Source organism: Actinopolymorpha sp. B9G3 (assembly GCF_040120725.1).
In the GTDB taxonomy this organism is placed as follows: Bacteria; Actinomycetota; Actinomycetes; order Propionibacteriales; family Actinopolymorphaceae; genus Thermasporomyces.
This window is the reverse complement of record NZ_JBEEAB010000005.1, coordinates 242,959-263,781: the sequence shown is the minus strand read 5'-3', so window position 1 is coordinate 263,781 and position 20,823 is coordinate 242,959. Positions and strand designations below refer to the sequence as shown.

Genomic DNA, 20,823 nt, shown 5'->3' with positions numbered 1-20,823 from the left:
GCTCGAGCCCAGATGTCATCACCGGGAGGAGTCAGATGCCCGCGCCTACCCGGAGCGGATCGGATGGTGCTGCGCCAGGGCAGAAGCCACGGGACGTTGGCGACCTCTGGAAGGCAGGGGTGAGCGCGCGATGCGAAATCCCACGTCGTCGATGCGGAAGGTCGGGTGGCTGCGCCGCCGAACCGAGGCCCGGCAGCTCCAATGCTCGTCGGCCCATCCACCGCCACGGAGCACACGGTAGGTGCCGTACACCTCGGCGTCGTAGACGTCCCAGCACCAGTCCCACACATTGCCCAGCATGTCGTACAGACCCCACGTGTTGGGCTCCTTGCCGCCAACGGGGCGGATTTGCCAGTCCGAGTTGCCCCGGTACCAAGCGATCTGGTCAAGCTGGCCATACCGAGGGCCGGCGGTACCCGCACGGCAGGCGTGCTCCCACTCAGCCTCGGTTGGCAGCCGGTACCCATCGGCAGAGGCGTTCCATTCGACCGCCTCTTCGTCGGCATGAAGTCGATAGGCGGGTGTCAGCCCCTCACGCCGGGACAACGCGTTGCAGAACCGGACCGCGTCCCACCACGAAACGCCCTCAACAGGGAACCGGTCGCCTTGGGCAGTGCTCGGCCGTAGACCGGTGACCTGTGCGTACAACGACTGAGTGACTGGCATCGCTGCCATCTGGAACGGTGCAACCTCGACCGGCCAACTCGTCTGCGTCCGCCGGTCTGTGATGGTCACCTGTCCTGGCGGGACCGCGACCATCTCGTTGTCTGGCCCCGATTCCACCAAGCCACCCTACCCGGCGTCATCATCTGCTCTATCGATCGTTCTGGAGTGAACTGAGGAGGCACCCACTATCGGAGCAGGAACGTCGCGTCAGGCCACAGCCTGACGCAATGCGTAGACGATGCGGCCAACGCGACTCGAACAGACACCCGAAGCCGGCCGGGATGCCGCGCCCCTGGCATCACGTTGTCCGCGCCAAGTAGCGCAACACCGCGTATACCAGCGATCCATCAACCGCCTCACCCGTCAGCACCATATCCACCACCTCTTGCCAGGGCTTGAGCACCACCTCGATTACCTCGTGCTCGTCGAGATTGTTGGCTCCAAGTTGCAATGTGCGTGCCACAAAGACATGGCAGGTGTGAGCAATCGTGCCTGGCAGCGGGTTATAACGCCCCAGCAGTTCTATTTCGTGGGCAATATAGCCGGTCTCTTCGGCCAATTCACGCTGCGCCGCTTCTCGAGGAAGCTCACCGACCTGAATTCCACCGGCGGGCAAGTCATACAGAACCTGCCGAAGTGGATGGCGGTATTGCCGCGTCAGCACTACTTGCTCATCCTCGGTAAAGGCCAAAACCGAGGATGACCCTGATGAATTGATGTAGTGAATGTCCATCTCGCCGCCGTCCGGTTTGCGTAGGCGATCCCGGACGATGGTAATCCAATTGCTAAAGACAACCTCTGAAGCGATGACACTCCACTGTTGCGAAGTGACGCCGTTCTCCATCACGTGACTCCTTGGCGGTAGTGGACTGGATCGAAGGGCCGCGCCGTTCGCCGGAGTCGAGACCGCTGGAGAGATCATGATCTCAGTCCCTGCCACCGAGTGGTCGACCTTGTGGCCTGGAAGCCGAGTCTCGGGTTCGATGCCAACCTGCTCGGCGAAGCTTCGTAGCTCCGAGTGGTGGGCATGCGTACGGCTTCGGCATCACCTCAGCTACTGGAAGGCTCCGGGCCGGGATCGGCCGTGGGCGGCCAGAAGGGGTCGAACCCGGTTGAGGCGGGTCGATCTCGCGGTCATGGTGAAGCAACTCTTCTCCGCCCGGGGGGCCGAGCGTTCACGTCGTCGACACCGGCGCCCGCGAGGCTGAGCGGACGTGTCATCACAGGGAGGGAATCGCATGCCCGCACTTGCCCGGATCGGCGTGACCGCGGTGGCTGTCGCAGCAACTGTCGCCGCGCTGAGTGTCGTCCCCTTCGTTCGCGGTGGTGAGCCCGCCGAGCTCCGCCCGAGCGCGAGCGACGACGACGTACGCATGAACCAGATCCAGTTCATGGGGGCGCACAACGGCTATCACCGCGAGATGCAGGGTGCCGAGCTGGCCGAGGCACTGAAGATCGACCCAGGGCTGCCGCAGTGGTCCTACTACTCCCACGCCTCGATCCCGGACCTGTTGGAACGGCAGAACGTGCGCCACGTCGAGCTCGACCTGCTGCCCGACCCCGAGGGCGGCCTCTACGAGTTCCCGCTCCCCCGCCAGCGCGCCGGGCTCGGCCCGATCGACGACCCGGACATGGCCGCTCCCGGCATGAAGGTGCAACACGTGCCGGATGTGGACTACACCACGACGTGCCGGACCTTCGTCCGCTGCCTGACGCAGGTGCGGACGTGGTCGAAGGCCAATCCGGGACACGTCCCGATCATCCTGCAGCTCGAGCTGAAGCAGACCGACGACCGTTGGGAGCAGCTCGGCGGCGCGGTGAGCCCGCCCTGGGACGCCGGCCTGCTGGACGCGGTCGACGCCGAGATCCGCTCGGTTTTCACCGAGACCGAACTCATCACCGCCGACGACCTCCGGCGGCCCGGCCTCACGCTCGAGCAGTCCGTGCTCCAACACGGCTGGCCGACGCTGTCGTGGGCCCGCGGGAAGGTCCTGTTCTTCTTCGACAACGGTGGCGGCATCCGCGAGATGTACCTCGACGGCCGGCCCAACCTCGAGGGTCGCGCCGTCTTCACCCGGGGCGACATCGGCGCTCCGGACGCGGCCATCACCCAGATCAACGACCCCCGTGGTGCCAACACCGCGGCGATCCAGGACCTCGTGCGTCGGGGCTACTTCATCCGTACGCGGTCGGACGAACCCTTCGCCACCGTGAAGAACGAGGAGTTCAGCAGGGTGCGTACGGCTCTTGACAGTGGTGCGCAGCTGATCACGACGGACTTCCCGACGGTGGGTATGGCCGCGCGCTGGGACAGCGACTTCGTGGCCGAGCTTCCCGGTGGCGCCGTCGTACGGTGCAACCCGGTCTCGGCACCCAGCTTCTGCCGCGACAAAGGGTTGGAGCGCTGACCCGGCGGTAGGCCGTCGAGGTGACGACCGTGGGCTGGGCCGCGGGTGCGGCTCAGCCCTTGGTAGCCCCGCTGGCGAGGCCGCCGATCAGCTGGCGTTCGGCGAAACCGAAGAACGCGAGCGCCGGCACCATCGCCAGGGTGATGTAGGCGAGGATCCGGGCCGTGTCGCCGGTGTACTCCCCCTGGAACTGCTGGATCGCCACCGGGATGGTCCACAACTCCTGGCTGTTGAAGATCACCAGTGGCAGGAAGAAGTTGTTCCAACTGCCGACGACCGCGAGCACCGACACGGTGGCGAGCGCTGGACGCGCCATCGGCAGCAGGATCCGCCAGAAGAACCCGAACGCACCACACCCGTCCAGCGTGGCGGCCTCTTCGATCTCACTCGGGATCTCCCGGAAGAACCCCCGCAGGACGATGATCGTCACCGGAAGGCCGAATGCCGCCTGAGGCAGGATCACCCCCCACGGGTTGTCCAGCAGACCCATGGTCCGGAGCATGATGAACAATGGCAGGATCGCCACCGCGAACGGGAACATCAGTCCGATCGCGAACACCATGAACAGGATCTCCCTGCCGCGGAACGCGAACCGCGCGAAGACGTACGCCGCCGCCGCCGAAGTCCCGACCGTGACGAGGGTGGTCATCAACGCGATGAACACGCTGTTCCAGAGCGGACCCCAGAACTGCAGCGACGCAAGGATGCCGGTGTAGTTCTCGACGTTCCACGGCGATGGCAGACCGACGGGATTCGTCGAGAGCTGGCCGTTGTCCTTGAATCCGCCCACGACCGCGTAGAACAGCGGCACGACCACGAACAACCCGACCACCGCGACAAGGGCGTAGAGCACGACAGAGCGGATCAGGGCCCTCGCCCGCGCGCCGCGACGCGACGGTGTCTCCACCGCCGGGACTGTTGCGTTGCTCATCGGTGATCTCGCATTCCGGTGATCGCGCCCGCGGTGTCGCGACGCATGACGAAGCGTTGGTACCCAAGCGCGAAGACGAGGCTGAGGAGGAACATCATGATGCTGATCGCGCTGGCGTAGCCGACTTCCCAACGGACGAAGCCGTACTGGTACATCGTGACCGCCATCGTCTCCGACGCGCCGACCGGCCCGCCCTGGGTCATCAACCAGACCAGGTCGAAGAGCTGGAGGGCTCCGATGACCGACAGGAAGATGGTGATCCGGATCGTCGGGCCCAGCAACGGGAAGGTCACGTGCCGAAAGGCTTTCCAGGTGCCTGCGCCGTCGATCGCGGCCGCTTCGAGAAGTTCGTTCGGGATGCCCTGGCGGCCGGCCAGGTACAGGATCATGTGGAAGCCGAAGTACTTCCAGGTGATGACGAAGAACAGGACGTACATCACGATGGACCGGTCGGCGAGCCACGTCGACTGCCACTCATCCAGTCCGACGGTCCTCAAGAGATAGTTCGCGAGGCCGGTCTCGGGCGAGAAGATCATCGTGAACAGCGCGCCCGTGATGGCCTCGGAGAGGACGAACGGCGCGAAGAACACCAGCCGAAAGACCGCCCTGCCCGGCAGTCGTTGGTTGAGCAGCAGGGCGATGCCGAGCGACATCGGCAGTTGGAGCACCAGCGAGAGACCGATGATCAGTCCGCCACGTCCGAGGTCGCCGAGGAAGACCTCGTCGCCTGCCATCCTGGTGAAGTTTCCCAACCCGACGAAGTCGGTCGGCAGTCCTCCGTAGCCGTTCCAGTCGAACAGGCTGGTGTACATCGCGACGAGCATGGGCGCCAGCACCAGCAGCACGAACAGCACCAGCGCCGGGAGGACGAAGAGCCAGATCGTCACCAGGTCCCGGCGACCGCGGCGCACCCGGGTGCGAGACAGGGCGGCGGCCGAGCCAGTCTCGGCCGCCGCCATCTGTGTCGCGGTCATCTACTGGATTTCCTTCTTCGCCGTGTCGGCGATGGCCTTCGCCACATCGTCAGGCGTCATCTCACCTGCGATGAGCGCCGCCGTGCTGTCGTTGATCGTCTCACCGACGGCGGGCGGGTAGGCCTGGTCGAGGTAGAGTTGGAACGCCGTTGCCTCACTGACCGTCTCCAACAGGGGTTGGACCCGCTCGTCGGGGTAGGCGTCGTCGGTGCCCTCGACTACAGGGATGTAGCTACCATTCTCGACCGCGACGCGGTAGTTCTCCGGCTTCATGATGAACTCGAGGAACTCGACCGTCTCCGGTGGCGCGTTCCCGCCGACCGCGAACCCGTTGCCACCACCGAGAATCTCGGTCTGAGCACCCTTGCCACCTTCGACAGCGGGGAAGGGGAAGAACCCGAGATCGTCACCGATTCCCCGCTCTTCTTCTCGACCGGACGCTCCGGTCTGGGTTGCCGGCGCCCACTGGCCCATGAGTTCAATGGCGACCTTGCCGTTGCCCATCAACGCGGCCTGGCTCTCGGCCCCCTCGCCGTACGGTGCCCCGAGGAAACCCTTCTGGAAGGGGTCGAGGGCGGCGAGTGCCGCGAGGTTCTCGCCGGCCTTCACGAAGTCAGGGCCGTCGAAGGAGCCGTCCGCGATCGCCGCATCGAGCCCGGCCTTGCCGGCCTGGCGCATCGCGAGATAGGTCCAATAGAAGTGGCCCGGCCATTTTTCCTTGCCAGCAAGGCCGATCGGTGTGATGCCGGCCGCCTTCAACTTCTTGACGGCGTCGAGGAACTCGGTCCAGGTGGCCGGCGGCTCGGAGATTCCGGCTGTGGCGAAGTGCTTCTTGTTGTACCAGAACCCCACCATGCCCGTGTCGAAGGGAATGCCGTAGATCTTCCCGTCGATCGTGTAGGCCTCCCTCGCGGTGGGAGAGACGGAGTCGACCCAGGGCTTGACGTCGTTCGTGAGGTCCTTGACCAGCCCGGCATCGATCTGCTGCTGCAGGACGCCGCCTCCCCACGACTGGAAGAGGTCAGGCGGGTTTCCGGACTGGCCTGCGGTCGTCATCTTCGCCTTGAACGGTTCGTTCTGCAGAGCGGTGATCTTGATCTGCACGCCAGGATGGGACTTCTCGAAGTCCTTGGCCATCTTGGCCCAGACAGACTTCATCGGCTCTTCGCTCTGGATGTGCCACCAGTCGATCGTCTTGTCACTCGAGGATCCAGCCCCGTTACCACCGCAGGCGGCTGCAAGCGCCAAGGCCCCTGCCGCGAACAACGCCGAGAGGCGCCGGTTGAACGACATCATTGTTCTCCTTCGAGCCTGTCCTCCGTCGGTTCGACAGTGAGCGGGTCGGCTCAGTCGTCCCTCGGGCGGTCTCCCTGGTACCGGCCGCCATTCACGCCACCACGACGGGCCTCGCCGCACGCCCCGAGTCGAAAGCTCTCCGGAACTCTCCTGAAGCGGGCCGGGTGGTCTTGCGTTCACGACGTTCCTCGTCACCACAGGCGCCGAGGTAACCGCGCCTGGGGCGGGTACGGAGGCACCTGGAACCGAACCGAAAGTTTCGGCTACTGCGCGGTATTTTCGGTGATGTCGGGCACGCTACAACTGCATTTCGGGTACGGTCAAGCATTCTGAATGACACACTTCGAGCACGCTTGAGCCAGGATTCCGGGCGGGGCGGGCCCGTCAGGCCGTTGCGGTGTTCCGGAAATTATCGGCCGTCAGGAACGCGCGTCAGGAGGCGTTCTCATAGGTCGCGACCAACGTGGCCCGGGCCAGCGTGTGCATGAAGAGGTTGAAACCCAGCAAGGCCGGCGACGCGCCGTCGGGCAGGTCGAGAGCCTCGACATCGACGGCGTGGACGACGAAGAAATACCGATGCGCGCCGTGGCCCGCCGGTGGTGCCGCCCCGAGGTACTGCTTCAGACCCGCGTCATTGGTGAGCGTCACCGCCCCCGCCGGCAGCCCGGCACCGTCAGCAGCGCCCGCGCCCGTCGGCAGCTCCGTCACGCTCACCGGGAGGTTGTAGACGACCCAGTGCCAGAAGCCGCTCGCCGTCGGGGCGTCCGGGTCGTAGACGGTCACCGCGAAGCTCCGGGTGCGCTCGGGAAACCCGGTCCACGCCAGCTGAGGCGACGTGTCCTCCCCTCCGGCGCCGAAGATGCCCGAGAGCTGAGGCGTTGGCAGGCTCCAGCCATCGGAGATGTCCGTGCTCGCCAGAGAGAATGCCGGCACCTCCGGCAGGAAGTCGTACGGGTTGACGTCGAACGGTGCCTGCCTCTTGCTCATCGAAGTCCTCCGGCAGTCTGAGTGGATGAAGGGTCCCTTCGTCCCAACCTATTGGATGAAGGTGCCCCTCATCGAAACCCAGGCCGCCAACGGGCGCGGCAGCCGAAAGCGCTACGTGCGTGCGTAGCCTGTCACGACGGGAGGAGCAGCTCGTCACTTCCAGGCGCCGCGGCGACGACCTTCCACCGGTGGAGCGGTCTGGGCCCAGATCCGCCGCCACGACGCCACAGGCGGACCGGACGGGTCAGGTGTCTCTCCCCGTGCCGCCCGGCGGGTCGCGTCCCACCAGTTCGTCGCGTCCTCGTCGAGGAGTCGCGCCACAGCGGCGCGGATCTTCGGGCTGAACACGCGCGGCGACTCGTCGTCACCCGGCCAGATCGGTTCACCGAAGCGCACCCGCACCGGCAGGCGCCCGGGTCGTGGCCAGCCCCGCCCGCGCGGCATCGCTGCGTACGATCCGCGGATCCCGATCGGCACGACGGGCACGTTGTGCTCGACGGCAAGCCAGGCGGCGCCCATCCGGAACCGCCCACCCCAACCGTCAGGCGATCGGGTGCCCTCCGGATAGACGACGACGTTCCAGCCCTCGTCGAGCAGGTCGCCCGGCGTCGCCGAGAGCGTGCCGCCACGCCGCTCGATCGGGAATGTGTTGAACACCATCGCCGATCCGGTGGCCCGCCACCAGGTGTCGAAGAAGTAGTCCGCCGCGGCAGCCACGGCAGTCCGCCGTCGCCACTCGTCGGGAAGCGAGCACAGGATGAGCGGCGTGTCGAGGTGGGAGGTGTGGTTGGCGACGAACAGCACCGGTGTCCGGACCCTCGTCAACACGTCGAGTCCCGTTGCCTGCGGCGTCACCGTCGAACGCAACAACGGGCGGAGCCCAGCACGCTGTACCACGTCGCGGACGGCGTTGGCCGCCGGCTTGCGCGCCCATGCGGTGGGGAAGATCGACTGTGGCTTGGGCAGCTGGTACGGCTCGGCGCTCCGCGGCACCAGAGGTCGGCGCCCCCACCGCCAGCCGCGGGCGACCAGGCGTACCTCCCGCACCGTCTCCTTGACGAAACGCGCTGGGTTCCTGCTTCCGTTGCCGCTCACGACCGGATCACCGCACATCCGAGATGAGGTGCGGCGGGTTGTGGGTGTAGGTGATCGACGGCGAGGACCCCACCGTGCCGCTCACCATCTCCAGCGCGTCGGCCAGGGTGGACGCCGACCGGAATCCCATCCGCTGCACGGCTTTGCGATTGCCGCCGACCCACACCACGTCACCCACGTGGTCCATGGCGTGTGCCGCCCAGTACCACATGTAGAACGGATGGACACCGTGGTAGGCGTACGACGTGCGGTAGAGGTGGATGTACCACGGGTCGGTGGCGTACTGCTTCTCGAACCGTTGCTCGATCGTCGCCGGGTCGGTCGACTCGGCCAGCACCTCTTCGAAGAAGTCGACGTAGCTCGGGTGGTGCAGCTGGCTGAACTCGTACGGCACCGGGTGGTAGAGGATGACCGCTCCGCCCTTACGCACAAGGGGTTGGCCGCGGTAGGAGTTGAAGAAGTACCCGAGTCCCATGCAGGTGGCGAGGATCGGATTCATCACGGCGTTGACGTTGTATGGCCCGAGGTAGGGCACGCCCATGATGAGGACGTCGCTCTGGCCCTGGACCTCGACCGCCTGCTGGCGGAAGACGTTCGCCAGGGTCTTCTCGTGCACGGCCTCGGTCTCACCGGCGTGCACCCCCGTGATGCCGTACGGCGAGCGCACGTTGCGGAAGATCCGGCTCTTGAGCTTGCTCGGCGCCACCGCGAGTCCGCGCCTGGCGGCAAGCATCGACGCCTGGTCACGGACGCTCCACTCCCACTCGCGCTTGTTCATGAACTCGTACGGCGCCGGGAAGACGTTGTTGTTGAGTGTCGTCTCGATCGTGAAGATCTTGACGTGGTCCTTGAGCAGCCGCCCCATCCGCCAGGCGGAGTGGTGCATGGCGGACTTCTCCGCGTCCATGAAGGACCGGGAGTGCACCATCGTGTGGGTGTTGTGGTGGTGTCGCAGCGAGCGGTAGGACGCGAGTCCGATCGGCACCGACTTGTGGCCGCCGTCCATCGGGACGATGTTGATGTTGACGTAGACCAGCAGGTCCGACGTCGCGGCCCGCTTGTTGATCTCGACCTCTTCGCCGTGGTCGGTGGTCCCGATGAACTCCAGGTTGTCGGGATCCTCGGCGTCGTGGTTGTACAGCAGGCCGTCGGGCGCGAACGAACGGTAGACCCGCTCCCCCAGCGCGTGCTGCAGCTCACTCGGCATCATCCGCCGGTGCAGCGCCAGCGCGGCGATGATCTGCACGTCGTCGACACCGGCCTCCGCGGCCAAGGTGAGAACCTGTTCGATCACCCGCTGCCGGATGTCGGGACGCCGCATCGGAGGCAGTGGCAGCGAGACGTCGTCGAAGGCGATCGTCAGCTTCATGCCGGGCCGGAGCAACGCGCGAAGCGGTTCAGAGTTCTGCGGGCTCTCCAGCGCCTGCCGGATCGCGCCGTCGACGTCGTGCAGGCCCGGCAGCGACTCCGGTGAGTACACGACCCTGGTCCCGATCGGGAACTTCTCCAGCCGGAACCCCTCGCCCTCGTGGACGAGGAGCGGCGGAGTGCGGTCGTCGACCTCGAGTACGAATCCTGGTCGGCTCACCTGCTGCTCCTTAGATCGAACGCCACCTTCACCGTGCCCAACCTTCCTGCCGAGTGCGCATGGTCGAGCGCCTCCCGCCAGCGGTAGAGCGGGTACCTGCCCCCGACCACCCCGTCGAGGGACGCGGATGCCGCCAGGTCGAATGCCTTGTCGAACGCGTCGCCACCCCGGCTCGCGTAGCTTCCCGCGACGGTGAGCTCGCGGAACCACACCGGTGACAGGTCGGCGCCGGTCGACGGCATCCCCGAGACGACCACCCGGCCGCCCGCCTTCGTCACCCGCAGAGCCGTGCCGAGGGAGTCCTTGCTGCCCACCGCGTCGACCGCGACGTCGACGCCGCCGAGCAGGAACTCCGCGCTGCGTTCCGGGGCGAGCCGGAACGCCTGCGTCGCACGGCGTACCCGCGCCGGCACCTCGTCCGGAGCCACGATGTCCGACGCCCCGAACGCCTTGGCGAGCTCCCGCTGCCGAGGATGCTTCGCCACGACACTGATCCGGCCGGCGTTCGTGAGCTCCCGCAGCGCCAGGGTGGCGAAGAGCCCCACCGCACCGGCGCCCGACACCAGCACCGAACCACCGTCCGGAACTTCGGCGCGCTGGGCGGTGTGGACAGCGCAGGCCAACGGCTCCACCAGAACCGCGCGCTCGTCGGACAGTCCTTCCGGAACGGCGTGGAGCTGGCTGCGGTGGGCGACGAGGACGCCGCCCCAGCCGCCGCCCGTGTCGGCGCAGTAGCCGGTCTGGAGTCCCGGCGAGACGTGCCCAACCGTGATCCGGTCACAGCGGTTGGTCTGCCCGGAAGCGCAGGACTCGCACCGCTCCACCCCACGCGCCGCGCAGGAGAGTACGGGGTCGAGCACGACCCGGGTGCCCTTCGGCAGGTCGTCGCAGTCGTCCTGCAGGACCCCCACGACCTCGTGGCCGGGGACGAACGGCATCGACACGAGGGCGGAGAAGTAGAGGCTGGTCTGGCCGAACAGCGCGCCGAGGTCCGAGCCGCAGATCCCCGACAGGACAGGCTTGACCCGGGCCCATCCCGGCGCGGCCAGGCGCGGCTCGTCGCGGGTGACCAGGCGTACGGGCGCGGCGGGACCGGTGAGGATGCCGGGGATCCGGCCCCCCATCGCACGGGCGGCGATGTAGCGGGGAAGCGAGCGGTACATCTCGAGAGCGAGCATCATGAGCGGAGCTCCCCCCTGGACTCGCGGGCGCCAACGTCAGGTGCACCAGGCGGCCGGGTGCCGAACTCCTCGGTACCGAACTCACGGGTCGGCATCGTCAGTCGCGAGACCGCGCTGGAGGTACGCCAGTCCTCGACCGGCCATCGTCCCTTGCGCGCCTCCCGCCACAGATGGACGTCCGGGCTCACGGCCACCGGCCGGCCCACGGCCCGCAGCAGCGGCAGGTCGGAATGGCTGTCGGCATAGGCATAGGAACGCGGCAGCTCGAATCCGTTCTGGCCCGCGTACCACTTGAGCCACGCTGCCCGCGACTCCCCCACCAGCGGTGGTGAGGAAAGGTAGCCGGTGCAGCGCCCGTGCTCGTCGACGGCCAGGTCGGCGGCAACGATCTCGTCGAACAGCTCCGACAGCGGCCGGGTCAGCGGCCGGATCGCCCCGGTGATGAGGATCGTGCGGTGCCCGGCCGCGCGGTGAGCGCGGACGCGACGCAGGGCCGCGGCGGACACGCGTTCGAGAACGTGCTGGGCAAGCACCTCGTCGACGACCCGCTCCAGTTCGGCGAGGTCGGCGCCCCGGTAGCGACGGTAGACCGCGCGGAGGAATCCGCCCCGGTCCCGGCGTTCAGCGGCAAGGAAGCCGGGCAGCTTGCGCAGCATCGTCGCGACCTCGCGAAGCTTGCCGTCACGGCCCAGCTCGGGCAGGCGGAGCCACAGGTAGGTCTCGACGACGTTGCTCGACAGCAGCGTGCCGTCCATGTCGAAGGCCGCCAGGATCTCTCCACCCTGCGGAAGCTCCTTCGCCACGGTGGGGGCGCTGCGGCCCCGGCGCCGGCGTACGACGTCGTACTGCCGCATCGACGCCGTGACACTCGGACAGTGCACGTCGACGAGGTAGTGCTTCCAGTCGAAGACGGACGTGTCGAACGCGAACGCCTCCTGGTCTTCGGCCTCGAGACTACGGAAGAGCTCCATCGTCTTGTCGTCGGTGAAGTGCAGCTCGGCCTCGGCGTAGGGCCGGTAGAGGTCGAGGTAGCGGCGCAGGAAGTCGAGCCGACGTTGCTGCTGGTCGAGCTCGCGGGCGATCTTGCGGATACGTTCGCCGCGCGGGGCGTGCCGGACGGCCCAGTCGGCCACCTTGTGGGCGCGTTCGCTCATGACGAGCAGCCGGTCGACGTTCTCACCGCCGGGGAACCGCCACGTCGGGAGCCGGACCGCGCCACGCTCGCTCATGTCGAAGGGGTTCTCGTCGAAGTACGCCCGCACCAGCTCGTAGAGCCGGCTGAACGTCAACGGGTTGCGCCCGCCGGACGAGACGTGGAAATACGCCGGACTGCCCGGCGCGGGCGGCGCGGCGGCCGCGGCCAGGGTCGCTCCGACCACGTGGTCGACGGGCACGATGTCGACGACGCCGTCCGGGCTGGCCGGGAACTCCGGCAGCTCGCCCCGGCCGTAGGCGAGGATGAGCGGCTCGGCCATCTTGAAGCCCTCGATCCAGCCGGGATGCGGGATCTGCAGTGCGCTCTCGATGATGCTGGGTCGGACGACCGTCACGGGCAACGGCGCGGCGATCTCCTCGACGACCCGCTCGCCCATCGCCTTGGTGAAGGTGTAGACGTCGGTCCACCCGAGCGACCGCGCCCGTTCCCCACCGGCCTGCACGAGCTTCTTGTCGACCCACTCCTTGCGCCGGCGTTCGGCGTCCTGGGCCGAGGTGATCGGCCCGGCGCGCCGGTGCTCCCGCTCGGCCTCCCTGCGCAGGCGCGAGAGGACGCCAGGTGACCTCGACGTCTCCTCGATCCGGTCGCGCATCGCGATGCCCCACCTGGCCTCCGTACGCCAGTCGACGTCGTGCTCGACGCTCGCCTCGGGAATCGCGCCCCGCCGGCGACCGGCCGTGTAGGCGGTGGACACATGGACGTAGTGCGGATCGCTGCCACTGTCGAGGATCCTGCGCAGCAGCCGCTCGGTGCCGAGCACGTTGGTCTCGAACGCCTCGTGGATCGGAGGGTCGAACGACACGTCACCCGCGCAGTGGATCACGATGTCAAGGTCGGCCGGCAGTTCGGGGACGTCGGCGAGGTCGCCTTCGAGGACGGTGATCCGGGCGTCTATGAGGGCGCCGGCCTCGCCTGCGTACTGCTCGCGGGCCGACTCGAAGATGGGCTTGGCGAGGAGCTGTTCCATCCGGGCGCGGCCGGTGAGCGAGCCCTTGCGCCGGACGAGGGCGACCACGTGCGTGTCGGGCAGCTCCCCGAGAATGCGGTGCAGAAGGGCTTCGCCGACGAAGCCGGTGACACCGGTGAGAAGCATCCGCTTCCCCCCGAGGCGCTCCCTGAGCTGCACGCGTCTCCCCCTTGATCGAGGCTGCTGGCCGTCGCCGACGGACCCGAGAGTGCACTGGGGTGTCGTGCACTAGGTGCCGGTTCGCCACACCATATCCCGACGACCTCGGCCACCCTCCGAGCCGCCCACGACTGGCGGCCGGAAACGGTGTGCGGGTGGGCTGACCAGGGGTCAGGCGCCGGTGATCATCTGCACGTGGTAGGCCGGGGTCTCTGAACCGCCCCAGGTCCGTGATCATGATCGTGATCATGAAGGTCCTGTGGTCGTATGGACCGAATTTCCTTCATGATCATGGAACCGGCGCCCTTAGCCCCGGGTCGCCGCAAGCGCCTCCTCGAGGGTGAAAGCGCCTGCGTACAACGCGGTGCCCACGATCGCCCCCTCGACCCCGAGCGGTACCACGCCGGCGATCGCCCGCAGGTCGTCGAGCGTCGACACTCCACCGGACGCGATGATCGGCCGGTCCGTGGCCGCACACACCGAACGCAGCAGTTCGAGGTTCGGCCCCTGCAGCATGCCATCCTTGTTGACGTCGGTGACGACATAACGCGCGCACCCCTCGCCGTCCAACCGGGCGAGCGTCTCGAACAGGTCACCGCCTTCCTGTGTCCATCCGCGGGCCGCAAGTGTGCGGCCGCGGACGTCGAGCCCGATCGCCACCCGGTCGGCGTACTCCGCGATCGCCTTCGCACACCACTCGGGATTCTCCAGCGCGGCCGTGCCGATGTTGACCCGAGCGCATCCCGTGCCCATCGCCCAGTGCAACGCGTCGTCGTCGCGGAGACCACCTGACAACTCGACCTTGACACCGAGATCCGCCAGCCGGTTGATGATCTCGGCGAGCAGGGTGCGGTTGTCACCGCGTCCGAACGCCGCGTCGAGATCGACCAGGTGGACCCATTCCGCACCTGCCCGCTGCCAGGCGAGAGCGGCGTCAACTGGGCTGCCGTACTGGCCGCCGGAACCGGCTCGACCCTGGACAAGCTGGACCGCCTGGCCACCAACGACGTCCACCGCGGGGAGAAGTACGAGGCTCATGGTCCGCGAGGCTACCTTTCGTCTGACGGCCCGCCTGAGAGCGGTCGGATCGGGGGCCAGTCGGTCGATCTGCTGGCTCGGAGCCTGGTCAGCGGCGCCTGGTCAGATCGGAGGCTGGTCAGCGGAGGGTGGCGAGCCAGTTGGCGAGGAGTTGGGCGCCGGCGTCGCCGGACTTCTCCGGGTGGAACTGGGTCGCCGACAGCGGACCGTTCTCCGCCGCCGACACGAACCGGTCACCGTCGTACGGCGTCCAGGTCACCAGTGGATCCCGGAACGGGCCACCACCCGACAGCTCCCAGTGGCGTACGGCATAGGAGTGGACGAAGTAGAAACGCTCGTCCTCGATGCCGGCGAAGAGCACCGAGCCGGTAGGAGGCTCGACGACGTTCCAGCCCATGTGCGGGACGATCGGCGCCTTCAGTCGTTCGACGGTTCCCGGCCACTCGCCGCACCCCTCGGCCTCGACGCCGTGTTCGACACCACGGTCGAACAGGACCTGCATGCCGACGCAGATGCCGAGCACCGGCCGTCCGCCGGCGAGACGGCGGCCGATCAGCTGGTGGCCGCGCACCGCACGCAGGCCGCTCATGCAGGCCGCGAACGCGCCGACGCCCGGCACCACCAACCCGTCAGCGTCCATCGCGGCCCCGTAGTCCGCCGTGACGTCGACCTGGGCACCGACCCGGACGAGCGCTCGCTCGGCCGAACGCAGGTTGCCCGACCCGTGGTCGAGCACGACCACCTTCGGTGCGTTCATCGGCGGCTACCAGAGATCAACGCGGTCACAGGCTCATCTCCTTCTGCCCGATCCACAGGAACACACCCGCCAGGACGAGCAGAATGAGCGACACCCAGATCGGCCGCCTCTGCCGGTACGTCGCGATCACGCCGCCGAACAGCACCCCGGCCAGAGCGAAGTACAGAAACTGCATCAGAACGTTCCCTTCCGCTGCGCGGGAGCGCCGCCCTCGCCAGCGCCGCCCTCGCCAGCGCCGCCCTCGCCGGCGTCGCCATCGCGCGGATCGAGCGTGCCCTTGGTGCTGGGCACCCCGGTCTCGCGCGGGTCGAGCGCCACGGCGTCGCGGAGCGCGCGGGCGAGACCTTTGAACTGTGCCTCGACGATGTGGTGCGGATCCCGCCCGGCGAGCACCCGGACGTGCAGGCAGATCACCGCGTGGAACGCCAATGTCTCCAGCACGTGCCGTGTCAGGGACCCGGTGAAGTGGCCACCGATCATGGCGTAAGCCTGACCGTCCGGCTCCCCGGTGTGGACGCAGTAGGGTCTGCCGGCCACGTCGACGACCACGTGCACGAGCGCCTCGTCCAGCGGTACGGTCGCGTCGGCGAACCTCCGGATACCCCGCTTGTCACCCAACGCCTCGCGAAACGCCTGCCCCAACACGATCGCCGTGTCCTCCACGGTGTGGTGGACATCGACGTCAACGTCGCCTTGCGCGCGGACCGTGAGGTCGAAGAGCCCGTGCCGGCCGAGCTGGTCGAGCATGTGGTCGTAGAACGGTACGCCGGTGGACACGTCCACGCGCCCGCTGCCGTCGAGGTCGAGCTCGACGACGACCTTGCTCTCCTTGGTCGTCCGCTCGATCCTCGCCGTACGACGCCCGCTACCCCTCGCCGTGCTCACCGTCCGAGCACCTCCCGCAGGGCCGTCCGGAAGGCCGCCATCTCCTCCGTCGAGCCGATCGAGACCCGCAGCCAGCCGGCCGGCCCGGTCTCCCGGATCAGGACGCCCTTGTCGAGCAGGCCCTGCCAGAGCGCGTGGCGGTCGTCGAACGTCCCGAACAGTACGAAGTTGGCATCGGTGTCGGCGACAGTCAGACCCAGCCCGCGAAGCCACTCGACTGTCTCGTCGCGCCGCTCCCGCAGCTCGGCGACCCGGGCGAGCAGCTCGCCGGTGTGCCGCAGCGCCGCCCGCGCCACCGCCTGGGTGACGGCGGACAGGTGGTAGGGCAGTCGCACGATGCGCAGAGCATCGACGATCGCCGGGTCCGTGGCGAGGTAGCCGAGCCTGCCTCCGGCGAGGGCGAACGCCTTGGACATCGTGCGGGTGACGATCAGCCGGGGATAGGCGGGCAGGAGAGTCAGCGCGCTGGGTGTGCCGTCCCGGCGGAACTCCGCGTACGCCTCGTCGACGACCACGATCCCCGGCGCCACACCGCACACGGTCTCGATCAGGTCGAGCGACAACGCCGTGCCGGTGGGGTTGTTCGGCGAGGCGAGCAGGACCACCGCCGGCTGGTGCGTACGGATCTGCTCGACCACGTGGCCGGGGTCCAACGTGAAGTCCTCGGCCCGGCGCCCGGTCAGCCAGGTGGTGCAGCTGTCGCGGGCGTACTCCGGATACATGGAGTACGTCGGTGCGAACGACAGCGCCAGCCGACCCGGACCGCCGAAGGCCTGCAGGATCTGCAGCATCACCTCATTGGACCCGTTCGCCGCCCACACGTGGGCCGGTGTGAGGTCGTGGCCGAGGTACGCCGCGAGGTCTGACCGCAACCCCAGCGCCTCCCGGTCGGGATAGCGGTTGAGCCCGCGGGCCGCCTCCGCGACCGACTCCGCGATGTCGGCGACGACAGCGTCCGAGGGCGGGTAGGGATTCTCGTTGACGTTCAACAGGACCGGGACGTCGAGCTGCGGCGCTCCGTAGGGCTCCTCACCGCGCAGCTCGTCCCGGAGCGGCAGATCCGCCAAGGTCTGGCCCATCCTCAGATCACCTTCACCATTCCGACGAGGGTCTCCGTGACCTGCGGGGTACCTGCGACCAGCACCTCGAGCCCGGTCGCCGTCGTCACCCACTGGCTGGTGCCGCCGGCCGCATCCACCAGCGCGATCCCGGCGGCGACATCCCACATGTTGACACCGAAGCCCAGGTAACCCTCCTGCGCCCCCAGAGCCACCGACAACAGCTCACAGGCCGACGATCCACTCCGCCGGTAGTCGCGCGCCGCGTGCATGAGATCGCCGAGGAAGTGATGGACGCGGACCCGCTGCTCCATGGGGCTCGGCAGGCCGATGCCGACCAGGGAGTCGGTGAGGTCGGCGGTCGCGGAGATCTTCGGCGTCAGATCCCGCCCGAACGCCTCGTCTCCCCCGGCCGCCGCCCACTGCCCGTCCGCCGGGCGTACGATCGCACCGGCCACCATCCGCCCGGCCTGCTCGACCCCGACGGAGACGGCGTAGTCATGACGGCGGTGGACGAAGTTCATCGTTCCGTCGAGCGGATCGACCAGCCAGCGGACACCGCTGTCGCCGGCGTGCATACCCGACTCCTCCGCGAGCACGGCGTCGTTGGGTCGGACAGCCAGCACCATCCGCAGGATCGCCCGCTCGGCCGCCTTGTCCGCGGTCGTCACGAAGTCGGCGTCGTGGGACTTGGTCTCGACCTCGACCTTTCCGTTGCGCAGCTCCCGCAGGATGGCGTGCGCACCCGCCTGCGCGGCGGCGAGTGCGAGGTCGCGCAGGTCCCCGTTGACATTCGCCACCTCCGAGGGCGTGAGGTCGGTGCGAGTCGCGTCGGCGGGGTTCCGGTCATCGGCCGGTGGGGTCATGAGAACTCGTTTCGTTGGCTCGGTGTCTTCCGTTGGCTCGGTGTCTTCCGTTGGCTCGGTGTGTTCCGCTGGCTCGGTGTCTTCCGTTGGCTCGGTGTGTTCCGCTGGCTCGGCGTCGCGCAGAACGCGCGGGTCGTGGGCGGGTGGGCACTCAGGCATACCCATCGGGATGCCCAGTGAACCTGGAATGCCCAGCGGATCCGGGATGCCCAGTGGACCCGGGCTGTCCGGCGAACCGGACCTGCACCGCCGTACCGTGCGCCGGCAGGTCCTCCGCATCCGCCATGGCGACGACATGCCCCGCCACGTCGCGCAGCGCCCCCTGGTCGTACGCGATCACGTGGACGGCCTTGAGGTAGCTACGTACGGACAGCCCCGATGAATGGCACGCACAGCCACCGGTCGGCAGGACGTGGTTGGAGCCGGCGCAGTAGTCGCCCAGCGACACCGGCGCCCACGGCCCGATGAAAATGGCACCCGCGTTGCGTACCCGCGAGGCCCAGATCTCCGCGTCCTCGGTGTGGATCTCGAGGTGTTCGGCGGCATAGGAGTCGACAACGGCGAGACCTTGCTCGAGATCATCGACGAGGACGATGCCGGACTGTTCCCCCGACAGCGCGGCCGTGATCCGCTGGTTGTGCTTCGCGGCCGGAACCTGGTGTTCGAGCTCCCGCTCGGTCGCCACCGCCAGCGACTCACTCGGCGTCACCAGCACGCTCGCCGCCATCGGATCGTGCTCTGCCTGGCTGATCAGGTCGGCGGCGACGTAGGCCGGGTCGGCGGTGTCGTCGGCGAGGATCGCGATCTCGGTGGGCCCGGCCTCGGAATCGATGCCGACAACTCCCTTGAGCAGGCGCTTGGCAGCCACGGTGGTGATCCGGCCCGGGCCGGCCACGAAGTCGACGGCGGGGCACTGCTCGGTGCCGTAGGCGAACATCGCCACCGCACCGACCCCGCCGATGGCGTAGACCTCGTCGATGCCCAGAAGGGAGCAGACGGCGAGGATCGTCGGGTGTGGCAGCCCGCCGAACTCCTTCTGCGCCGGGGACGCCAGCGCGATCGACTCGACGCCGGCGACCTGGGCGGGAACGACGTTCATCGCGACGGTCGACGCCAGCGGCGCGATCCCGCCGGGAATGTACAGCCCGATCCGGCGATACGGAACCAGCCGCTGTGTCACACGCCCGCCCGGTGCCACCTCGACGGTCGGGTCACGCTCCAGCTCGGCCTCGCTCACCACCCGGAGCCGGCGGATCGACTCCTCGAACGCCGCCTGCAGCTCCGGGTCGAGCTGCTCCCGAGCGCTCGCCAGGGCGCCTTGTGGAACCCGCAGGTCGGTGATCTCCACGCCGTCCAGGCTCGCGATGTCCAGGAGTGCCTCGACGCCACGATGGCGGACGTCTTGGACGATGGGGCGCACCTCGTCGATGGCTGCCTCCACGTCGAACTCCGCGCGCGGGACGAGCGCGCGATAGTCAAGGGCCTCGCCTCGGGCGAGCCGGCCACGGAGATCGATACGACGCATCACCCCACCGAGTCTAGAGGGCCCCGCAGGACCGCCCCGCTCCTCACCAGATGGCGCGACCCGCAGGCTCACAAGGCGGACGATGAGGGCCAGACCGGGTGAAGCCGAAATGCGAGGTTGGTGGCGCGCCCTTCCGGCTCCCCGCCGCGAGCCGGGACGGCTACCGGCGGGCTAATGAGCTGCGTCCAGCTTGGCGCGTTGCTCCGACGTGAGCTTCAGGTCGACACCGACAAGGTTCTCGTTCAGCTGAGCGAGCGAGGACGCGCCAGCCAGCGGAATGACCGGGATGTCGCCTCCGATCAACCACGACAGGACGACCTGGTTCGGCGTGGCACCGGTCTCCGCGGCCACCTCGCGGAGCGCGGCCAGGCGTACTGGCGTTCCGGCGTGGTCGAACTCCGGCCCGAATGGCTTGTCGTCGCGTACGTACCGACCGGACAGCAGCGGGGAGTACGCGACGAGGGTGAGGCCCGGCTCTTCCCGCAGGTAGCTGAGCAGATCCCTCCCGACCGCGCCGTAGTCGCCGTCCGGGGACAGCTCGCCCGGCAGATCGGTCCGCTGGCGCAGGTAGCTGTAGCTGTACTGCAGGACTTCGTAACCAGGCAGTCCCGCCGTCGCCGCGAGGTTCCGGGCGCGCTCGACCCGCCACGCCCAGTGGTTGCTCACCCCGAGCAGACCGACGGTGCCGTCGGCGACGAGCTGCGCAAAACCTTCGACCGTCTCCTGAAGCGGAGTTCCCGGATCCTCGATGTGGGCGTAGAGCAGGTCCAGCTTGTCCACGCCGAGTCGTTTCCGACTGCGCTCGGCGGACTCACGGATCACCTTGGCGGAAAGGCCTTCCGCGTTGTCGACATAGCTCGTACCGGGCGCGAGTGGCCGGGCGCCGAGCTTGGTGGCGATGACGATCTCGTTCCCGACGTTGCGGCTACGGATCCATCGGCCGAGCAGTTCCTCGCTCTGCCCACCCTGGCCACCGTCCTGCCAGAACGCGTAGTTGTTGGACGTGTCGATGAACGTGCCGCCAGCCTCGACGTAGCGGTCGAGGATCGCGAACGACGTCGCCTCGTCGGTGGCCGTGCCGAACAGCATGGCGCCGAGACTCAGCACGCTGACGTCGCGACGTGTCTTCGGATCGTTGCCGATCGTGCGATATTCCATCCGCGTTCCTTCCTCGGCGTCCCTCTCCTGTGCCCAAACCCACCAGGGGCCGGTGGAAGCCTAAGAGC

At 68.1% G+C, this 20,823-nt stretch carries 19 protein-coding genes; 1 reads left to right on the top strand and 18 read right to left on the bottom strand.

Annotated features, from left to right (window positions below):
• Window positions 1-45: 45 nt before the first annotated feature.
• Both ABNF93_RS11800 and ABNF93_RS11795 read right to left on the bottom strand, forming a co-directional pair.
• On the bottom strand, window positions 46-783 hold the full coding sequence (locus ABNF93_RS11800; protein ID WP_349327990.1) for a formylglycine-generating enzyme family protein: 738 nt from the start codon (window positions 781-783) through the stop codon (window positions 46-48).
• 181 nt (window positions 784-964) lie between these two features.
• A complete protein-coding gene (locus ABNF93_RS11795) occupies window positions 965-1,510 on the bottom strand; it encodes an NUDIX hydrolase (protein WP_349327989.1) in 546 nt (181 codons plus the stop codon).
• 394 nt (window positions 1,511-1,904) lie between these two features.
• Here ABNF93_RS11795 and ABNF93_RS11790 point away from each other — a divergent pair, with 394 nt between their 5' ends.
• Window positions 1,905-3,074 carry a phosphatidylinositol-specific phospholipase C1-like protein gene (locus ABNF93_RS11790; RefSeq protein WP_349327988.1) on the top strand — a complete coding sequence of 390 codons (1,170 nt, stop codon included), beginning with the start codon at window positions 1,905-1,907 and terminating at the stop codon, window positions 3,072-3,074.
• 52 nt (window positions 3,075-3,126) lie between these two features.
• Here ABNF93_RS11790 and ABNF93_RS11785 read toward each other — a convergent pair whose 3' ends face one another.
• From ABNF93_RS11785 to ABNF93_RS11710, 16 genes are all read right to left on the bottom strand, one after another.
• Window positions 3,127-4,005: a carbohydrate ABC transporter permease gene (locus ABNF93_RS11785; protein ID WP_349327987.1), complete on the bottom strand. Its 879-nt coding sequence runs from the start codon at window positions 4,003-4,005 to the stop codon at window positions 3,127-3,129.
• Window positions 4,002-4,979 (bottom strand): carbohydrate ABC transporter permease, encoded by a 978-nt coding sequence (locus tag ABNF93_RS11780; protein WP_349327986.1) that lies wholly within the window; start codon window positions 4,977-4,979, stop codon window positions 4,002-4,004. The genes ABNF93_RS11785 and ABNF93_RS11780 overlap by 4 nt, the downstream gene beginning before the upstream one ends.
• Entirely contained in the window at window positions 4,980-6,272 is a 1,293-nt protein-coding gene (locus tag ABNF93_RS11775) for an extracellular solute-binding protein (RefSeq protein WP_349327985.1), read from the bottom strand. It abuts the gene before it with no gap.
• A 435-nt stretch (window positions 6,273-6,707) separates the two neighbouring features.
• Window positions 6,708-7,262 (bottom strand): YbhB/YbcL family Raf kinase inhibitor-like protein, encoded by a 555-nt coding sequence (locus tag ABNF93_RS11770; RefSeq protein WP_349327984.1) that lies wholly within the window; start codon window positions 7,260-7,262, stop codon window positions 6,708-6,710.
• 153 nt (window positions 7,263-7,415) lie between these two features.
• Window positions 7,416-8,357, bottom strand: a complete 942-nt coding sequence (locus ABNF93_RS11765) for a lysophospholipid acyltransferase family protein (protein WP_349327983.1) — start codon at window positions 8,355-8,357, stop codon at window positions 7,416-7,418.
• 7 nt (window positions 8,358-8,364) lie between these two features.
• Window positions 8,365-9,945, bottom strand: a complete 1,581-nt coding sequence (gene larAH / locus ABNF93_RS11760) for an NPN-dependent hydroxyacid isomerase, LarAH14/15/16 family (protein ID WP_349327982.1) — start codon at window positions 9,943-9,945, stop codon at window positions 8,365-8,367.
• The gene (locus ABNF93_RS11755) at window positions 9,942-11,126 is read right to left on the bottom strand and encodes a zinc-dependent alcohol dehydrogenase (protein ID WP_349327981.1); all 1,185 of its coding nucleotides are present in this window, start codon (window positions 11,124-11,126) and stop codon (window positions 9,942-9,944) included. Before ABNF93_RS11755 ends, larAH begins: the two co-directional genes overlap by 4 nt.
• A complete protein-coding gene (locus ABNF93_RS11750) occupies window positions 11,123-13,468 on the bottom strand; it encodes an HAD-IB family hydrolase (RefSeq protein ID WP_349327980.1) in 2,346 nt (781 codons plus the stop codon). Before ABNF93_RS11750 ends, ABNF93_RS11755 begins: the two co-directional genes overlap by 4 nt.
• A gap of 306 nt (window positions 13,469-13,774) precedes the next feature.
• Entirely contained in the window at window positions 13,775-14,506 is a 732-nt protein-coding gene (gene priA, locus ABNF93_RS11745) for a bifunctional 1-(5-phosphoribosyl)-5-((5-phosphoribosylamino)methylideneamino)imidazole-4-carboxamide isomerase/phosphoribosylanthranilate isomerase PriA (RefSeq protein WP_349327979.1), read from the bottom strand.
• A 118-nt stretch (window positions 14,507-14,624) separates the two neighbouring features.
• Entirely contained in the window at window positions 14,625-15,263 is a 639-nt protein-coding gene (gene hisH, locus ABNF93_RS11740) for an imidazole glycerol phosphate synthase subunit HisH (protein WP_349327978.1), read from the bottom strand.
• Window positions 15,264-15,288: 25 nt separating this feature from the next.
• Window positions 15,289-15,438, bottom strand: coding sequence for a CG2302 family histidine operon protein (locus ABNF93_RS11735; RefSeq protein WP_349327977.1), 150 nt, complete (start codon window positions 15,436-15,438; stop codon window positions 15,289-15,291).
• Window positions 15,438-16,148: an imidazoleglycerol-phosphate dehydratase HisB gene (gene hisB / locus ABNF93_RS11730; protein WP_349327976.1), complete on the bottom strand. Its 711-nt coding sequence runs from the start codon at window positions 16,146-16,148 to the stop codon at window positions 15,438-15,440. The genes ABNF93_RS11735 and hisB overlap by 1 nt, the downstream gene beginning before the upstream one ends.
• Window positions 16,145-17,227: a histidinol-phosphate transaminase gene (locus ABNF93_RS11725; protein WP_349327975.1), complete on the bottom strand. Its 1,083-nt coding sequence runs from the start codon at window positions 17,225-17,227 to the stop codon at window positions 16,145-16,147. Before ABNF93_RS11725 ends, hisB begins: the two co-directional genes overlap by 4 nt.
• A 2-nt stretch (window positions 17,228-17,229) precedes the next feature.
• Window positions 17,230-18,072, bottom strand: a complete 843-nt coding sequence (locus ABNF93_RS11720; RefSeq protein ID WP_349327974.1) for an inositol monophosphatase family protein — start codon at window positions 18,070-18,072, stop codon at window positions 17,230-17,232.
• A gap of 151 nt (window positions 18,073-18,223) precedes the next feature.
• Entirely contained in the window at window positions 18,224-19,597 is a 1,374-nt protein-coding gene (gene hisD / locus ABNF93_RS11715) for a histidinol dehydrogenase (RefSeq protein WP_502877578.1), read from the bottom strand.
• Between the two features lie 171 nt (window positions 19,598-19,768).
• On the bottom strand, window positions 19,769-20,755 hold the full coding sequence (locus ABNF93_RS11710; RefSeq protein WP_349327972.1) for an aldo/keto reductase: 987 nt from the start codon (window positions 20,753-20,755) through the stop codon (window positions 19,769-19,771).
• Window positions 20,756-20,823 lie beyond the last annotated feature (68 nt).